Source organism: Halorubrum depositum (genome assembly GCF_007671725.1).
Classification (GTDB): domain Archaea; phylum Halobacteriota; class Halobacteria; order Halobacteriales; family Haloferacaceae; genus Halorubrum; species Halorubrum depositum.
In genome coordinates this window covers 751,813-767,490 of record NZ_VCNM01000001.1, presented here as the reverse complement: position 1 = coordinate 767,490, position 15,678 = coordinate 751,813, and the positions used below count along the sequence as shown (strand labels likewise).

Annotated in this window: 16 protein-coding genes; 9 read left to right on the top strand and 7 right to left on the bottom strand. The window is 70.8% G+C overall.

The features are described 5' to 3' along the window. The first annotated feature begins 32 nt into the window (after positions 1-32). Positions 33-755 (top strand): DUF4013 domain-containing protein, encoded by a 723-nt coding sequence (locus FGM06_RS04060; RefSeq protein WP_144797802.1) that lies wholly within the window; start codon positions 33-35, stop codon positions 753-755. A gap of 57 nt (positions 756-812) precedes the next feature. Here the strand turns inward: FGM06_RS04060 and FGM06_RS04055 are convergent, their stop codons facing one another. Further along, complete coding sequence (locus tag FGM06_RS04055) at positions 813-1,289, bottom strand: 50S ribosomal protein L11 (protein WP_144797800.1); 477 nt, start codon at positions 1,287-1,289, stop codon at positions 813-815. A gap of 198 nt (positions 1,290-1,487) precedes the next feature. On the opposite strand from FGM06_RS04055, the gene FGM06_RS04050 reads away from it, so the two are divergent. The 3 genes from FGM06_RS04050 (at position 1,488) to FGM06_RS04040 (ending at position 4,706) form a co-directional block, all read left to right on the top strand. Next, positions 1,488-2,471, top strand: a complete 984-nt coding sequence (locus FGM06_RS04050) for an HFX_2341 family transcriptional regulator (RefSeq protein ID WP_144797798.1) — start codon at positions 1,488-1,490, stop codon at positions 2,469-2,471. Positions 2,472-2,860: 389 nt separating this feature from the next. After that, positions 2,861-4,291: a 7,8-didemethyl-8-hydroxy-5-deazariboflavin synthase subunit CofH gene (gene cofH / locus FGM06_RS04045; protein WP_144797796.1), complete on the top strand. Its 1,431-nt coding sequence runs from the start codon at positions 2,861-2,863 to the stop codon at positions 4,289-4,291. Positions 4,292-4,388: 97 nt separating this feature from the next. Next, positions 4,389-4,706: a DUF2250 domain-containing protein gene (locus FGM06_RS04040; protein WP_144797794.1), complete on the top strand. Its 318-nt coding sequence runs from the start codon at positions 4,389-4,391 to the stop codon at positions 4,704-4,706. A 30-nt stretch (positions 4,707-4,736) separates the two neighbouring features. Here FGM06_RS04040 and hmgA read toward each other — a convergent pair whose 3' ends face one another. From hmgA to FGM06_RS04025, 3 genes are all read right to left on the bottom strand, one after another. Further along, positions 4,737-5,960: a hydroxymethylglutaryl-CoA reductase (NADPH) gene (hmgA, locus tag FGM06_RS04035; protein ID WP_144797792.1), complete on the bottom strand. Its 1,224-nt coding sequence runs from the start codon at positions 5,958-5,960 to the stop codon at positions 4,737-4,739. 66 nt (positions 5,961-6,026) lie between these two features. Then, complete coding sequence (locus FGM06_RS04030; RefSeq protein ID WP_144797790.1) at positions 6,027-6,869, bottom strand: inositol monophosphatase family protein; 843 nt, start codon at positions 6,867-6,869, stop codon at positions 6,027-6,029. Between the two features lie 87 nt (positions 6,870-6,956). Further along, complete coding sequence (locus tag FGM06_RS04025) at positions 6,957-7,430, bottom strand: GNAT family N-acetyltransferase (RefSeq protein WP_144797788.1); 474 nt, start codon at positions 7,428-7,430, stop codon at positions 6,957-6,959. Between the two features lie 141 nt (positions 7,431-7,571). Here FGM06_RS04025 and FGM06_RS04020 point away from each other — a divergent pair, with 141 nt between their 5' ends. From FGM06_RS04020 to FGM06_RS04005, 4 genes are all read left to right on the top strand, one after another. Continuing rightward, positions 7,572-8,429, top strand: coding sequence for a DUF502 domain-containing protein (locus tag FGM06_RS04020; protein ID WP_144797787.1), 858 nt, complete (start codon positions 7,572-7,574; stop codon positions 8,427-8,429). Further along, positions 8,426-8,878: an archease gene (locus FGM06_RS04015; RefSeq protein WP_144797785.1), complete on the top strand. Its 453-nt coding sequence runs from the start codon at positions 8,426-8,428 to the stop codon at positions 8,876-8,878. The genes FGM06_RS04020 and FGM06_RS04015 overlap by 4 nt, the downstream gene beginning before the upstream one ends. A 69-nt stretch (positions 8,879-8,947) precedes the next feature. Continuing rightward, positions 8,948-9,475, top strand: a complete 528-nt coding sequence (locus FGM06_RS04010) for a hypothetical protein (RefSeq protein WP_144797783.1) — start codon at positions 8,948-8,950, stop codon at positions 9,473-9,475. 117 nt (positions 9,476-9,592) lie between these two features. Continuing rightward, complete coding sequence (locus FGM06_RS04005; protein WP_144797781.1) at positions 9,593-12,532, top strand: RtcB family protein; 2,940 nt, start codon at positions 9,593-9,595, stop codon at positions 12,530-12,532. Between the two features lie 18 nt (positions 12,533-12,550). Here FGM06_RS04005 and FGM06_RS04000 read toward each other — a convergent pair whose 3' ends face one another. From FGM06_RS04000 to FGM06_RS03990, 3 genes are all read right to left on the bottom strand, one after another. After that, the gene (locus FGM06_RS04000) at positions 12,551-12,862 is read right to left on the bottom strand and encodes an MTH1187 family thiamine-binding protein (protein WP_144797778.1); all 312 of its coding nucleotides are present in this window, start codon (positions 12,860-12,862) and stop codon (positions 12,551-12,553) included. A gap of 66 nt (positions 12,863-12,928) precedes the next feature. Then, the gene (locus FGM06_RS03995; protein ID WP_144797776.1) at positions 12,929-13,864 is read right to left on the bottom strand and encodes an alpha/beta hydrolase; all 936 of its coding nucleotides are present in this window, start codon (positions 13,862-13,864) and stop codon (positions 12,929-12,931) included. Continuing rightward, complete coding sequence (locus FGM06_RS03990) at positions 13,861-14,319, bottom strand: hypothetical protein (protein WP_144797774.1); 459 nt, start codon at positions 14,317-14,319, stop codon at positions 13,861-13,863. The genes FGM06_RS03995 and FGM06_RS03990 overlap by 4 nt, the downstream gene beginning before the upstream one ends. A 297-nt stretch (positions 14,320-14,616) precedes the next feature. Between FGM06_RS03990 and FGM06_RS03985 the strand changes: the two genes are divergently transcribed. Next, positions 14,617-15,660, top strand: a complete 1,044-nt coding sequence (locus FGM06_RS03985) for a DUF4013 domain-containing protein (protein ID WP_144797772.1) — start codon at positions 14,617-14,619, stop codon at positions 15,658-15,660. The last annotated feature ends 18 nt before the right edge of the window (positions 15,661-15,678 follow it).

The following is a 15,678-nucleotide window of genomic DNA, read 5'->3' as shown; positions in this document are numbered from 1 at the left end:
TCCTTTCAACGCGTCTATATGTGGGATCACCGATGATATCCGCGTCACTCGACTACCTGCGCGACGGCGACGACGCCGTCGTGACCGTCCTGATCGGCGGCGTGCTCCTGCTCGCGAGCCCGCTCGTCGTCCCGTCGATCCTCGTACTCGGCTACGTCTCCCGCGTCCTTCGGCGGACGGCCGACGGCGACGACGCGCCCCCGGTCTTCGAGGAGTGGGGAGACCTGCTCGTCGAGGGAGCGAAGGCGTTCGCGGTCACGCTCGTCTACTCGCTGTTGCCGCTCCTCGTGTTCGCGGTCGCCGCGGTCTTCGGCGTCGGGGCGGCCGTGATCGGTTCGGGCGGGGGCGACGGTGGCCTGCTGGGCGGTCTGATCGGCGGCGCGCTCGCGCTGCTCCTCGCGCTCGCCGCGCTCGCCGTCTCGCTCGTCGGGCTGTACGTCACTCCCGCGGCGCTGGCCGCCGTCGCCGACTCCGGACGGGTCGGGGACGGGTTCGCGGTAGGAACGCTCTGGACCGTGGTCACGAAGCGGGCGTACGCGACCGGCTGGCTCACGGCCGCCGTCGTCGTCCTCGCGGGCGCGCTGGCGATCGGCGTGCTCTCGGTGGTGCCGGTGCTCGGGACGATCGCGGGGCTGTTCGTCCAGTTCTACGCGCTCGTCGCCGCGGCCGCCGTCATCGGCTGGACGTGGGCCGACGTGCGGCCCGTCGCGGCCGAACCGACTGACACCGAGCCCGCGGAGCGGCCCGCGGTGTAGGCGGCTTCAACGCGGAACGAACGCATCGGAACGCAGCAAAAAGCGGCGGCGGTCGCGTTACGCGTCGAGGACGTCGTCGTAGTCGCCGGCGTCGACGCGGTCGTCGAACGTCCGGGCGTCCTCGCCCTCGATGGTGACGCCGAGGGAGGCGCAGGTGCCGCCGACCTCCTTGGCGGCGTTTTTCACGTCGTACGAGAGCAGGTCGGTCGACTTCTGCTCGGCGACCTTCTTCACCTGTTCGATCGACATGTCCGCGACGAAGTCCTTCTGGGGCTCGCCGGAGCCCGTCTCGAACCCGGCCTCGTCTTTGATCAGCTCGGCCGTCGGCGGGACGCCGACCTCGATGGTGAACGAGCCGTCGTCGTCGTACTCCACCGTGACGGGGACCTCCATCCCGTCGAACGCGGCGGTTTCGTCGTTGATCTGCGCCACGACGTCCTGTACGTCCACCGGCGTCGGCCCGAGCTCGGGACCGAGCGGCGGGCCGGGGTTGGCCTGCCCGCCGGGGACGAGCGCTTCGATAGTTCCAGCCATGTCCGTACGAACCCGGTGACGACTTTTAACGGTTGTTCTTTCGGGTAGGGGGAGCCAGCGGTTCGCATACCTCGGACACCGAGCGGACGCGACGGGCGCGTTCGCGAGACGCGAGCCGGGTCGAATCGGAGGCGGACGTCGCGAGCGGTCGCCGTCGGTGGCTGGTGCTTTTATAAGCGGCAGCGTTACGACTCCCGTATGGGCACCCACATCGTTCCGGTCGGCTTCGACTACGACCGCATGATCGCCCCGCTCATCCGGGACCAGTTCGACGTCGACCGGGTGATCCTCCTGGAGGGGACGGTCGGCAGCGAGGCCAACGTCGAGTACTCGCGGAACATCGCCCGGAAGCTCGAACAGGACTTCCGAAGCCTGCTCGGCGCCGAGACCGTCCGCGAGCGACTGACCGACGTGTACGACTACGACGCCGCCTTCGAACGCGCCTTCGACCTGATCAACGCGGAGCTCGACCGCGACGGCACCGGAGAGGAGGGGAGCGGGACCGGCGGCGAGGGCGCCGCGGACCCCCCGGCTGAGCGCGAGGTGTGGGTGAACCTCTGTTCGATGCCTCGGCCGGTCTCGTTCGCGTTCGCGACCGCGGCCCACTCGATCATGGTCGAGCGGCAGGACGACCGCGACCGCATTCACACCTACTACACCGCCCCCGAGAAGTACCTCGAGACCGAGCTCGCGGAGGAGCTGCGCGCGAACCGCGACCTGCTGCGCGAGCTGGTCGAGAGCGACGCGGTCGACGGCGACGCCATCGACGACGGCCGCGTCGCCGACCGGCTCGACACGACGACGGACCTGTTAGAGGAGTTCGACGAGCGCGGCACCACCATCGGCGCGAAGCGCATCGGCGACAGCCACGTGATCGAGCTGCCCGTCGCCTCCTTCCAGAACGTCAAGCCGTTCGAGGAGCTCGTGCTCTTCACCCTCGGCGAGCACGGCGAGTTCGCCTCCGTCTCGGAGCTGGCGGAGACGCTCGCGGCCGACCTCAACGAGGAGTACACCGACTCGTTCCGCTCGAAGGTGATCTACAACGTCGACCGGCTCGGCCCCGGCGGGAAGGGGTACATCGAGCAGGAGGAGCGCGGGAAGTCCTACCGGACGACGCTCTCGCGGATCGGCCAGCTGTGGGTCCGAGCGCACGCGGACGAGGACCGAGAACTGGCGCGATAAATCGGGATTGCTGCGGTCGTGCTTCGCATCACGTCTGCCCCTTTGAGTCCCGCCCCGCACGGCAGCCACAGCCTCACGCCTCCCCAGCCTCGCGGCTCCCTTCGGTCGCCGCGTCCAGCGAGAATCATAGATTCTCTGGCAGCCGGCGGCGAAGCCGCCGGCGACCTCGCGCGTGCTGGCTCGCGGCCTGCCGGCCGCTCGCAGGCACGCGCCACCGCGGTTATTTAAATACGAAACCGAGCGCCTCTCGCCGATATCTCTACCACGTCGCCGTCGGCGGTTCGAAGCCCCGTTTCCGCCCCGCTCCACGTCTGCAGCCCGCGTCACGATTCTGAGAAGGGGTGCCGTGACCGTCCCGTTTTTACCCGTGGGGCGGGGACGTTTACCCCATGACTTCGGCGCGGGACCCCGACGCTGACGCCTCCGACGCGGAGGCGCTCGACCGGGACGACTTCGGCTTCGCCGATCCCGCCACCGACCAGTCGTTCGAGAACGCGCTGGCGAAGGCCCGCGACGGGACGCGCCTCACGGTCGACGACGCGACCGAACTGCTCGCGACCGGCACCGACCGGGCGGGGATCGACCCGGTCCGGAAGGAGGCCGTCCTCGAGGCCGCCGACCGCCGGCGCCGCGACGAGGTCGGCGACGAGGTGACGTTCGTCGCCAACCTCAACAACAACGTCACCACCGCCTGCAACACGGGCTGTCTGTTCTGCAACTTCAAGGACTCCGCGCACGCCTTCGAGGCCGACAGCGACGCGGACCACGCCGGATTCACGAAGCCCCCCGCTGAGTCCCGCCGGATCGTCGAGGACGCCCTCGATATGGGGATCTACGAGGTGTGTTCCGTCTCCGGGCTCCACCCCGCGCTGGCGCTGAACGAGGAGCACCACGAGCTCCTCGCCGGCTACGACGACCCCGCGAGCGCGGTGAACTACAAGCCGCCGGAGCGGTACGACACCGACCCGGGGACCTACGTCGAGCAGATCGAGGCGATGTCCGTCGGCGGGGTCCACCTCCACTCGATGACGCCGGAGGAAGCGTACCACGCCGCCCGCGGCACCGACTGGGAGTACGAGGCGGTCTACCGCGAGCTGGCGACCGCGGGGCTCGACTCGGCGCCGGGTACCGCCGCGGAGATCCTCGTCGACGAGGTGCGCGACGTGATCTGCCCGGGGAAGATCCGCACGGACGACTGGGTGGCGGCGATGGAGGGCGCGGTCGCGGCCGGCCTCGACGTCACCTCGACGATGATGTACGGCCACGTGGAGACGGTCGCGCACCGCGCGGAGCACCTCGGAGTGATCCGCGATCTCCAGGACCGCACCGGGGGAATCACGGAATTCGTCCCCCTCTCCTTTATCCATCAGAACACGCCGCTGTACCGCCACGGCGTCGTCGACTCTGGCCCCTCGCGCGACGAGGACGAGCTCGTGGTGGCGGTCGCGCGCCTCTTCTTAGACAACGTCGACCACGTGCAGGCCTCGTGGGTGAAGTCGGGAGACGCCCACGGTCTGAAGCTGCTCAACTGCGGCGCCGACGACTTCATGGGCACCATCCTCTCGGAGGAGATCACGAAGCGCGCCGGCGGCGAGTACGGCGAGTACCGCTCGTTCGACGACTACGTCGAGATGATCGCGGCGATCGGCCGCACCCCGGTGGAGCGCTCCACCGACTACCGCACCCGCCGCCGGATCGACCCCGACGGCGGCCCGCACGGCCCGCGGCTCGGCCCGCGGGCCGACGGCTCCCCCATGCTGCCGGACCGGTCGCCCGACGGCCCAGGCTCGGGCGGCGAGTCGGTCGGGGCCGACGACTGAGGCGGGACGCCGGGTGCGGCTCGCGCCTTTCGACGCCTCTCAGCGGTCGGGAACCACCGGAATACTCTTTACTGTGGTACTCGTTAGCACACCTAATATGCCCGCGTCAGACGTACCGACCCCCAATTCGGGGAGCGACGCCGAGGCCGAGGAGGGCGACGGCGATCGGGACCGTCCGGGGGTCGCGCTCACGCGCTCCGACGAGCGGGTGCTCGCGTACCTCGGCGACGCGGGAACCGACTACCCGGCGTTCGTCGCGAGCAACACGGGGCTGTACGTCGACCACGTCGAGTCTCGGCTGGACGCGCTCGAAGCGCTCGGACTGGTGGCCCGGGTCCCCGGCGAGGAGGTGTTCCGGATCACCGACGACGGCCGCGACGCGCTCCGCGACGACTGCGCGCCGTGGTCGGACTGATTTTCAGAAAGACGCGCCGACGAGAGCGACCTACCGCCCGAGGTCCGCGTGCGCCGAGGAGAGGTGTCTGGAGCCGAGCGCCGCGAGCAGCGAGAGCTCCCCCGCGAGCGCGCCGACCGCGATCGCCTCCGCGAGCGCGTCGCCGTTGCTGCCGGCCGGGTCCCCTCCACCGCGGACGCCGAGCACGTCGAGCCCGGCGGCCTGCGTGGGGAGTTTCGTGCCGCCGCCGACGGTGCCCACCTCGAGGCTCGCGAGCGACACGGAGCAGTAGAGGTCGCCGTCGGGCGTCGCCTCCGCGGTCGTGATCGCGTTCGCGCCCTCGACCACCTGCGCCTCGTCCTGTCCGGTCGCGAGGAACATCGCGGCGACCGCGTTGGCGACGTGGGCGTTGAAGCCGAGCCCGCCCGCCTTCGCGGAGCCGACGAGGTTCTTCCGGGTGTTGATCTCGGCGATCGCCTCGGGGGTCGTGTGGAGGCGCTCCTCGACGACCTCGCGGGGGACCTCGACGTCGGCGCTCACCGACCGGCCGCGCCCCTCGACCGCGTTGATCGCGGCGGGCTTCTTGTCCGAACAGAGGTTCCCGGAGAGCGCGATCAGGGAGGCGTCCGTCTCCGCCTCGACGACGTCGCAGGCCTCCCGCGTCGCGATGGTGGCCATGTTCATCCCCATCGCGTCCTTCGTGTCGTAGCGGAACCGCAGGAAGACGTTGTTGCCGACGACGTACGGCGTCACGTCGAGCAGCTCGCCGTGGCTCGTCGTCGACTCCGCCGCCTCCCGAAGCGCGTCCTCGCTGTCGCGGGCCCACGCGACGAGCGCCTCGGCCTCGGCGACGTCTGCGACGCGGAAGACGGGCGCGCGGGTCATCCCGCTCTTCGTCACCCGCGCGGTCGCCCCGCCGGCGTCGTTGACGACGGAGCAGCCGCGGTTGATCGAGGCGACCAAGGCGCCCTCCGTGGTCGCCAGCGGGAGGTACCGATCGCCGCCGAACGCGCCGCCGTCGACCGAGACGGGGCCGGCGACGCCCAGCGGCACCTGCACGGCGCCGATCATGTTCTCGATGTTCGAGCCGTGCGCGTCGGCGGCGTCGAACGCGTACTCGCCCAGCACGTCGACGTCGGCGTCCGCGGTCTCCGCGACGAGGCGCCTGCGCGCCGCCGCGGCCGTGTCGGCGTCGGCGTGCTCCTCGAGCTCGTGGAAGCGGATCTCGCCGTCGCGGACGCGCGCCGCGAGCGACGCGGGGGTGGCGTCGGTCATGCCCGCGTCTCCTCGCGGCGTGTGCTAATGACTGTCGGTTTCCGCGGTCATCGATCGCCTCCGGGCTCAGCGGTCGCCCTCGTCCAGCGCCGCCCACAGCTCCCCGAGAGTCGCCTCGTCGGCCGCGGCGACGTACAGGTCCCCCTCGCGCCGGACCGCGGCGCCGGCCTCGACCGCGAGCAGCTCCGTGACGGCTTGCTCCTCCTCGTCCGGGTGGAACTGCACGAGCCCTTGGATCCGGCCGCGGGCCAGCAGGCCGGAGTGGACCGTCGGCGCCCAGCTGTCGACCACGCGCTTGACGCGCTCGCCGAGCGCGCCGCGGATCGCGTCGGCCTCGGCCGCGAGCGCCGGGTCGCGGGGCACGTCCCGACCGACGATCGTCGCGACCGTGGCTCCCGCGACGTCGCTCTCGCCGTCCTCGCCGCCCTCGCCGCCCTCGCCGCCCTCGCCGTCCTCGCCGCCCGCCCCGACCCGCGCGTCGGCGGCCGTGACGCGGTCGCCGTCGTACCGGACGCCCTCGCCCGAGCGAGCGACGTACGTCTCGTCCGTCGCGGGCAGGTGCACCGCCGCGACGAGCGGCGCTCCGTCCCGGAGGACCGCGACCGACGACGCGAACGTCGGCAGGCCCGCGGCGAAGTCGTTGGTGCCGTCGAGGGGGTCGACGATCCACCGGTACGACTCGCTGCCGGGGAACTCGCCCGCCTCCTCGGCGAACACCGCGTGGTTCGGGAACGCCCCGCGAACGACGGGGAGCATCCGCGACTCGGCCGCCACGTCGGCCGCGGCCTTCACGTCGTGTGCCCCGTACTCGGCCTCGGCGTCGCCGTCTCGGTACCGGGCACGCAGCTCCGCGCCGCCGGCGAGGACGGCCGCCCGCGCGACCGCCTCGATCTGGTCGTGATCGGTCACGCGGCCCGGTTCGACGGGGGAACTAAAACGCGTTCCGGTGGCGGGCGCCGGGCGGACGAGGCGCCTACCGTCCGACGGACGAGCGGCCTACCGCCCGACGATCCCGGAGAGCCGCTCGCGGAGCGACTCGCCGCCGAGCTTGAGGTAGTAGGCGTCGCCGCCGTCCTCGTAGTAGTCGTCGATCCGCCGGACGACCTCGAAGCCGAGGTGCTCGTAGAAGCCGAGGGCGCGCTCGTTCGTCGTCCGGGCGTGGCAGGTGACCGACCGGTGGTCCTCGGCGACGTCGGCGACGAGCCGTTCGGCGTGTCCTCGCCCCCGGTGGTCGGGATGGACGGCCAGAAAGAGGATGTACCCGTCGCGGCGGACCGAGGCGAACGCGACGAGCGCGTCGTTCTCGACGAGGAGGTGCGTCGTGGAGCGGCGGTAGGCGTCGGTGAAGAAGCCGCGCCGCTGTCGGAGGACCCCCTCCTCGGTCCGGATCCGTTCCTTGAGGTCCCACGCCGCGGCGGCGTGGTCGGACGTCCCGGGCGGATCCGTCCGTTTCTCCACGTTGACGCTCACTGAAAGGAGCTAACAGGCCAGCGGAATATAACTCCACCGCCACCGGGGAGGGTTGCGGTCGGGCGGGCTCGCCCCGCGGCGGTTTCGACGGACCCGTCCGACGACGGAAGCATTTTGGTCGAGTCGGCCGTGATGCCGACAATGGCTGTCGAGTCCCCGCCGGACCGCGGGCGCCTCAGGCGAGCGCTGCTGACCGGCGTCGCCGTCATCGTCCCCTCAGTCATCACGCTCGCGGTGCTGGGGTTCGTGTTCAACGCGATCTACGACTACCTCGACGCCTTCTCCACGGCGGTCCTGCCGCTGTTGCCGCCGTCGACGCTCCCGGTCGACCGCGAGGTCGCCATCGAGGTCGCCACGCCGGTCGTGTTCGTCGGGACGATCCTCCTCATCGGCGTCGCCGTCGAGTCGACGCGATACGGCGAGCGCGCGGTCGACTACGCCGACTACGCGATCGAGCAGATACCGGGCGTCGGCTCCGTCTATCAGGGGTTCCGACAGATGAGCGACGCCATGCTGGAGTCGGACGGCGGGAACTTCCAGGAGGTGGTCCTCGTCGAGTTCCCGACGGAAGACGTCTACACCCTCGCGTTCGTCACGAGCGAGACGCCGGACGCGGTCGCCGGCCCGGCCGAGGGCGGCGAGATGCGGACGCTGTTCATGCCGATGGCCCCGAATCCGGTGATGGGCGGGCACGTCCTGTTCGTCCCCGAGCGCCGCATCGTCGATGTCGACCTGAGCGTCGAGCAGGGGATCCGGGCGCTGGTGACGAGCGGCGTCGCCCTCGAACGCGCCGCGGCCGACGCCGAGGGCGTGTCGCCGGCGCAGGTCCGCGACGCCGGTCAGGGGGGCCGGATCGACTCGTACCACTCCTCGATGTCGGACGCCGCGAAGCGCCCGGACGAGGAGACCGACCGGCCGAGCGGCGAGCGGAGCGACGACCGCGGCGCGCGGAGCGACGAGCGGATCGCGCCCGACGACGGCCCGGGTGACGAGCCGTGAGCTTCGCGCTCCGCGACCACACCGCCGACGTGGCGGTCGAGGCGACCGCGCCGACGCTGTCGGCGCTGTTCGAAGCGGTCGCCGACGGGCTCGCGGCCGCGAGCTGCGAGGAAGTCCCCGAGAGCGGTGACCGCTTCTCGCTGTCCGTGCGCGCCGAGAGCCGCGAGGCGCTGCTGTTCGACTACCTCGATCGGCTGATCTACGAGCGCGACGTGCGGCTCGTCCTCCCCGCCGACCACCGGTGTTCGGTCTCGGGGCCGGACGACTTCCCGGCGGACGGCGACGGTGCGGCGACGGACGACCCCGACGCGTGGACCGTCGACGCGACGGCCCGCGGCGTCCCGCTCGGCGACGTGGCGGCCCGCGAGATCAAGGCGGTCACCTACTCCGAGATGACGCTCGAACCGCGCGACGACGGCTGGTACGCGTACGTCGTATTCGACGTTTGAAGGGGGATACAAACCCGAGCGGAAGCGATCCGGGAAAACGACTATGAGTGTCGAGGGCGTTGTTACCGTATGTCACAGACCGAAGGCGCGGAGTCGACCGACCTCCGCTGGCGCTCGGGCGCGCTCGCCGGACTCGTCGCCGGCGTGGCAATGGGCGTGGTGTTACACGGGGCGTTGGGACTGATGCCGACGATCGGCGCGCTCGTCGGCGTCGAGACGGTCCTCGCCGGGTGGGCGGTCCACCTGTTCAACAGTTCTCTCTTCGGGGCCCTGTTCGTCGCGGTCTTCGACCGCGCCTTCTTCGACGACCTCCGCGCCGACGTCGGGGGGTGTCTCTCGCTCGGGGTCGTCCACTCGGCGCTGCTCGGGGTGATCACGGGCGGGCTGCTGTTGCCGACCGCGATCGCGCTCGAGGGGGCGACGTCGCTGCCGGTCTCCACGCTGCCCGTTCCCGGCCTCACGGCGAGCTTCGAGTTCGGCGCGGTGATCGCCGTCGCGCACCTGGTCTACGGGCTCGTGCTCGGCCGCGTCTTCGCCGCGCTCACGCTCGCCGAGGGAGCGATCGGTTGGCTGCCGTTCGATCCCGTCGACCGGTAGCGCGGCGGCCGTCGCCCGCCGCGGTCGACGGCGCCTCGTCGCGAACGACTCGCCGCGCCGGGACGCCCGCGCCCGCCTCTCGCAACGCCCTTGCCTCCCCGCGCCGAACGCCGGGGTATGACCACGCGCGAGTTCGACGGGATCCGACTGGAGAAGGTGCGGGAGCACGTCTGGGAGATCCCCCGCGAGGGCGACATGAACGTCCCCGCGCGGGTCCTCGCCAGCGAGTCGCTGCTGGAGGAGATCGGCGAGGACGACTCGCTCCGGCAGCTGAAGAACGCGACGCACCTCCCGGGCATGGTCGAGCCGGCCCTCTGTATGCCCGACGGCCACCAGGGGTACGGCTTCCCCGTCGGCGGCGTCGGCGCGATCGACGCCCGGACCGGCTGTATCTCTCCCGGAGCGGTCGGCTACGACATCAACTGCTTACCTGGTGACACCGATGTTCGACTCTCATTCGGTCGTCGGACCTCACTCGAAACACTACGAGACCGATTCGAGGACGAGCGAGCGACCGTCGCGACCGGTGACGACCTGCTAGCGTCGGAAATTCAGTTGTTCACCGAATCCGGAGCGAAACCGGTGTGTGAACTCGAAACGTCGACCGGTCGGCGAATTGAGGCGACCGGTGACCACCGATTCGAGACTCCAGACGGGATGGTCACCGTCGATGACCTCGACGCAGGCGACGAGGTGTACGTCCACCCGTTCGAAGGCCTCGAACACGAAGCCCCCGAGGACTTCACCGTCCTCTCAGCAGAAGATTTCGAAGACGCCAATCATCAGATACGGCGAGTTCTGGAAGAACGAGGGCTGCTCCCTCTCCGTTCTACAGACGAGACGTTCAACCGACTGCTCAAAATCGTCGGCTTCCTCCTCGGTGACGGGTCCTACGGCGGAGAGGGCCAGACGTGGTTCTACGGATCTCCCGAGGAACTGGAGGAAATTCGGGACGACGTCCGTGCTATCGGGTTCAAGCCGTCGAAAATCTACGAACGCGACCGGTCACACGACATCGACGGAAACACCTTCGAGCAGACGGAGTACAGCTTCAAGACGACTTCGAAGGCGCTTCGACGCGTGTTCATCGAACTCGGGGTCCCGGAGGGACCGAAAGTATCGTCGGGATTCACGACGCCCGACTATCTCGGTCGGCTCCCTGACTGGCAGCAGGCGCTCTTCTACTCAACGTATTTCGGCGCCGAAATGAACGCGCCGGCGGCACAGCACGACAAGAACCTCTATTGTCCGAAGGTTTCACAGACAAGAACTCTTGACACGGAAGCAGCGGGGAGGACATTCCTGGCGGACATGGCCGCGTTCCTCGATCGGGTCGGGATCCGAACTAACGACATCGAATCGTTCGAGACGGATACGAACAGATCGGCTTCGACGATTCGGCTCCGGTTAGGCGTCAAAAACGACTCCGAGAATCTGATTCGATTCTTCGGTCGTGTCGGCTATCGGTACCATCCCGAAAAGCAACGCGGCGCGATGGAAGCAGTCCAGTATCTTCGGACCAAAGAACGGGAAATAGAGCGGCGTGAAGCGATAGCTTCCGAGGCGAAGGCGCTCGCAGACGGTGGCTGCGACGTTTCGGATCTCGTAGATCGGTTCGGTATCAATGATCGGTTCATCGAACGGAGCGTCTGGAGCGGGCGCGAGGGTCGCCCACGCCCCGGTGATGAGTTCCCCGGATTCGACGAGTATCGTTCCGAACTTGACGTCCGGCCGGACGGTGCCGTCGCCGTCGAAATCGAGGATATCAGCGACGCTGGGTCGAAACCCGTGTACGACCTCGGCGTGACACACGACGCCCACACGTTCCTCGCGAACGGATTCGTCGTTTCGAACTGCGGCGTCCGGATGGTCCGGACGAACCTCACGTACGACGACGTGCGCGGCCGCGAGGAGGAGCTCGTCGACGCGCTCTTCGAGGCGATCCCCTCCGGGCTCGGCGGCGGCGGCGTCATCGACGGCGACGCCGACGCGATCGAGGGCGCCTTAGAGCGCGGCGTCGAGTGGGCGGTCGAGGCGGGGTACGGGATCGAGAGCGACCTCGCGCGCTGCGAGGACGAGGGGCGGCGCCCCGACGCGCGCCCGGAGTACGTCTCCCAGAAGGCGATGGACCGCGGGCGCAACCAGATGGGGTCGCTCGGCTCCGGCAACCACTTCCTCGAGGTCCAGCGCGTCACGGACGTGTTCCGCGGGGACGTGGCCGAGGCGTACGGGCTGGAAGAGGACGGGATCGTCGTCCTGATCCACTGCGGGAGCCGCGGGCTGGGCCACCAGACCTGCAACGACTACCTCCGCCGGATCGAGAAGGAGCACGGCGACCTGCTCGACGAGCTCCCCGACAAGGAACTGGCGGCCGCGCCCGCCGGCTCGGAGCTCGCCGAGGAGTATTACGGCGCGATGGGCGCGTGCATCAACTTCGCGTGGGTGAACCGCCAGCTGATCACTCACCAGGCCCGCGAGACGTTCGGCGAGGTGTTCGACGCCGACCCGATCGAGGACCTGGGGATGGAGCTGCTGTACGACGTGGCGCACAACATCGCGAAGAAGGAGACCCACGAGGTCGGCGTCGACGCCGACGGACGCCCCGCGGTCGGCGACGCGGCTGTGACCCGCGCGGATCGGGAGCTGTACGTCCACCGCAAGGGCGCCACTCGCGCGTTCCCCGCGGGCCACGAGGACGTGCCCGAGACGTACCGCGACGTGGGTCAGCCCGTGATCATTCCCGGGAGCATGGGCGCCGGCTCGTACGTGCTCCGCGGCGGCGCGGAGTCGATGGCGGTGTCGTTCGGCTCCACCGCCCACGGCGCCGGGCGGCTGATGAGCCGGACGCAGGCGAAACAGGAGTTCTGGGGCGGCGACGTGCAGGACGACCTCGAGGACGGCCAGCGTATCTTCGTGAAGGCGCAGTCGGGCGCGACCATCGCCGAGGAGGCGCCCGGCGTCTACAAGGACATCGACGAGGTGATCCGCGTCAGCGACGAGCTGGGAATCGGCGACAAGGTGGCGCGCACGTTCCCCGTCTGCAACATCAAGGGGTAGCCGGGGGCCGGTCCCCGCTCAGCGCTCCCGCTTCGCCGCACGACCGAGCTCCTCCTCGACGGCCTCCACCTTCTCCTCGGCGGTCGTCTCCGCGGTCCGCTTGTCGTCGACCTTCAGCACCGTCGAGACGCGGTCGCCGTCGACGGCGGCGTGGGCGGCCGCGGCGGCGGCGAACACCGTCTCGGCGTCGTCGGCCTCGATCACGGTACCCATCGGGTTCGTCTCGTAGCTCACGTCGAACTCGTCGAGCGCGGCGACGGCCTTCGCGACCTCACTCGCCATGCTCCCCTCGATCACCGGTGCGACGCTCAGCAGCGCGACAGTGGTCATGGCCGGGGATTCGCGCCGACGTTATTTAAAAACGGGCGAGCGCGGTAGGGTCCGCGTCGACTTTTCCTACTCGAGGGCGTCCCGCAGGAACGACAGCTGATGCCCGACCGCGGGCTCGAAGTCCTCGCCGAGCGGGGAGAAGTGGTCCGCGGGCATGGTGACGACGGTCCCGCGCGAGAGCGCCTCGCCCGCGTCGACGACCGCCTCGCTGTCGACGATGGCGTCGTCGGTCCCCGCCAACAGGAGGGTCGGCGCTCTGATCTCACCGAGTCGGTCGACCGGTCGGTAGTTCGCGACCCGCAGCAGCGACCGCGCGGGCGTCTCGTTGCGCCACGTCGACTCCCGGTCGACGAGGTCGAGGTACTTCCGCTTCGTCCCCGGCTCCGTGATCGCTGCGAACTCCTCGGCGGTGCCGACGATCGGAACGGTCCGCCCGCGACCGACCCGATGGCCGATCAGGTCGCGGAGCCCGGCGGCCCCGGACCGCGCGAGGTACTTCGCGCCGCGGCGCCGGGCGATCGCCCGGCCGTCGAGCATCGGGACCGCGCCGATCACGGCGTCGACGTCGGCGCGCTCGGCCCCGAGCGTGAGGACGTGCGCCGCCGACAGCGACGCGCCCCAGAGCACGAGCTCGCGCCCGACGGCGTCGACGCGGCCGACGCGGTCGATCGCGGCCGCGTAGTCGGCGCGCTGGGCCGCGGGGTGGACCGCCTGGGAGTCGCCGTCGGAGGCGCCGAACTCGCGGTAGTCGAAGAGGAACGCGGCGTAGCCCGCGTCGGCGAACCGCTCCGCGACCGCCGGGTAGCCGAAGGTCCGCTCCGCGCCGAGACCGGGTGCCATCACGACCACCGGGGGATCGTCGTCGTCGCCACCCGGCAGATAGAGGGTGCCGCGACAGGTGTCGCCGTCGACGTCGAACGCGAGCGCGCGGGTGGCGAACCGCTCGCGTGGCGGGCGGTCGAGCCGGCGCTGCGCGCGGTTCACCGGGTTTCTGCGGGTCACGTTCGGTCCCCGGACTCCACGGGGTCGTCGTCGCCGGACCCTTCCCCGTCGGCCTCGCCGTCTCCCCCCGGCGTCGCGGCCTCCCCGTCGTCGGCCGCCGCCGGTCCGTCCGCGTGCGACAGCGTCTCCAGCACGCGCGACGAGAACTCCGTCTCCGATATCTCGTACGCGGCCAGCGCCTCGAACCACTCCGGTTCGGCGCGCCACGTCCCGAGGACGTCGCCGGGCGCGCGGACGACCGTCGCCTCGACCCGGACGGGCTCCCACTCGTCCGCCTCGGCGCGGTCGATGAGCGCGTTGAGGGCGCGCCCCATCTCGCCGTGGTGCACCTCGCGGCCGGGGAACGCCGTCATGTACGTGAGATCCAGCGGGTCGCCGCCGTCGATCTCCTCGACGCTGATCCCGTAGCTGCGGAGCGCCGGCTCCACCTCGGCCGTCTGCTCGTCGCCGGTCATACGGGACGGTCGTCCGGACGGAATAAATCGGTACCGGCGCGGCCGTCGCTCGGAGAGAGAGAAACCCTCGATCCGCCGAAAGCCGCGGACGGGGGGTGGCCGCCGCGCACGGCGACCGTGATCGGAGTTGTCAGAGGCACACGATAGTCCCGCGCGGCCGACTGGTACTACTCCGCGAAATCATATAAACGCTCGGGAGGCGGTCCTTCGGGCCCTCCCGCTTCGGGACGCCGCCCAGATCCGACGCAGTCCGTCCGACCGGGCATCCTTTATCACCGTCGCGGAACAGGATCGGATATGATCCGGGGCGCGTCGTCGGTCCTGTCGCGGTCCACCGACGCCGCCGGCGTCCTCGTCGTCGGCGGGCTCCTGACCCTGCTGACGTGGGTCGTCACTCCGGCGTGGATCGGGGGGACCCTCGTCTTCCCCCCGCTCGTCGTCCTCGCGCCGCTCGCGCTCGCGCCCGCCTTCGTCGCCCGGGGATACCTCGTCCGCGTCGTCGCCGGCGGGGGCGCGACCGGGAACCGAGACGGGGCGCCCCCGTTCGTCGCCTGGAACGAACTGTACCGAGACGGACTCAGATCGGTCCTGCTGAGCGCGCTGCTGCTCGCGCCGCTGGCGCTCCTGTTCGCGGTCGTCGCCCTCGCGGCCGCCGCCGTCGGGACCGGGGCCGTCGACCTCGCCCCCGCGCTCGATCTCGCGGACCGCGCGCTCGGCCCCGGTGGCGTTCCCGCCGTCGTCGGCACCGGCGGCGGGCTCCTCGCCGTCGTCACCGTGGCGTACCTCCTCGCGTTCGCGTACGTCAGGCCGGCCGCGCTGGCCGCGTTCGCCGCGTCCGGGCGGCTCCGCGACGCCCTCCGTCCGGGTCGGGTCGCCGCCGTCGCCGGGTCGGCGGAGTACGCGGCCGCGTGGGCCGTCGCGGTCGCGGCGCTCGGCGCGGGGTACGCGCTGGCCGCGCCGTTCGTCCCGCTCGTCGTCGGCGCCGCGTTCGTCTTCGCCGTTCGCGTCGTCGCGCACGCGCTGTACGGCTGCGGCGCCGCGGGAGCGCTCGAGTTCGGCGTCGCCGAGTCGCGCGAGCCGATCGAGTCGCCCGCCTCGTCGTCGTCGGGAGCGTTCGGGTCGCCCGCGTCGCCGCCCGCGGCGTCGGAACCCGTCCCGACGCCGGCCGATCCCTCCCCCGACCGGCCCGACGGCGGGTTCCGGCGGTCGACGGCGGAGGTGCCGCCGGCGGTCCAGACCGGTCGGACCGTCCCGCTCGGCGTCGACCGCGAGGAGACCGCGCGCGAGGACGCCGCCGGGTTCGAGTGGGCCGCTCCCGTCGACCCGGAAGACAAGAGTTGATACGAGCGCGGGCGAACG

What these genes read in the sequence shown, in the direction of transcription:
- hmgA (WP_144797792.1), bottom strand. Translation starts at nt 5,960, where the DNA reads ATGACCGACGCCACCCCCGCGTCGCTCGCGGCGCGCGTCCGCGACGGC.
- FGM06_RS04020 (WP_144797787.1), top strand. Translation starts at nt 7,572, where the DNA reads ATGGCTGTCGAGTCCCCGCCGGACCGCGGGCGCCTCAGGCGAGCGCTG.
- FGM06_RS04060 (WP_144797802.1), top strand. Translation starts at nt 33, where the DNA reads ATGATATCCGCGTCACTCGACTACCTGCGCGACGGCGACGACGCCGTC.
- FGM06_RS04050 (WP_144797798.1), top strand. Translation starts at nt 1,488, where the DNA reads ATGGGCACCCACATCGTTCCGGTCGGCTTCGACTACGACCGCATGATC.
- FGM06_RS04055 (WP_144797800.1), bottom strand. Translation starts at nt 1,289, where the DNA reads ATGGCTGGAACTATCGAAGCGCTCGTCCCCGGCGGGCAGGCCAACCCC.
- FGM06_RS04005 (WP_144797781.1), top strand. Translation starts at nt 9,593, where the DNA reads ATGACCACGCGCGAGTTCGACGGGATCCGACTGGAGAAGGTGCGGGAG.
- FGM06_RS03985 (WP_144797772.1), top strand. Translation starts at nt 14,617, where the DNA reads ATGATCCGGGGCGCGTCGTCGGTCCTGTCGCGGTCCACCGACGCCGCC.
- cofH (WP_144797796.1), top strand. Translation starts at nt 2,861, where the DNA reads ATGACTTCGGCGCGGGACCCCGACGCTGACGCCTCCGACGCGGAGGCG.
- FGM06_RS03990 (WP_144797774.1), bottom strand. Translation starts at nt 14,319, where the DNA reads ATGACCGGCGACGAGCAGACGGCCGAGGTGGAGCCGGCGCTCCGCAGC.
- FGM06_RS04010 (WP_144797783.1), top strand. Translation starts at nt 8,948, where the DNA reads ATGTCACAGACCGAAGGCGCGGAGTCGACCGACCTCCGCTGGCGCTCG.
- FGM06_RS04040 (WP_144797794.1), top strand. Translation starts at nt 4,389, where the DNA reads ATGCCCGCGTCAGACGTACCGACCCCCAATTCGGGGAGCGACGCCGAG.
- FGM06_RS04000 (WP_144797778.1), bottom strand. Translation starts at nt 12,862, where the DNA reads ATGACCACTGTCGCGCTGCTGAGCGTCGCACCGGTGATCGAGGGGAGC.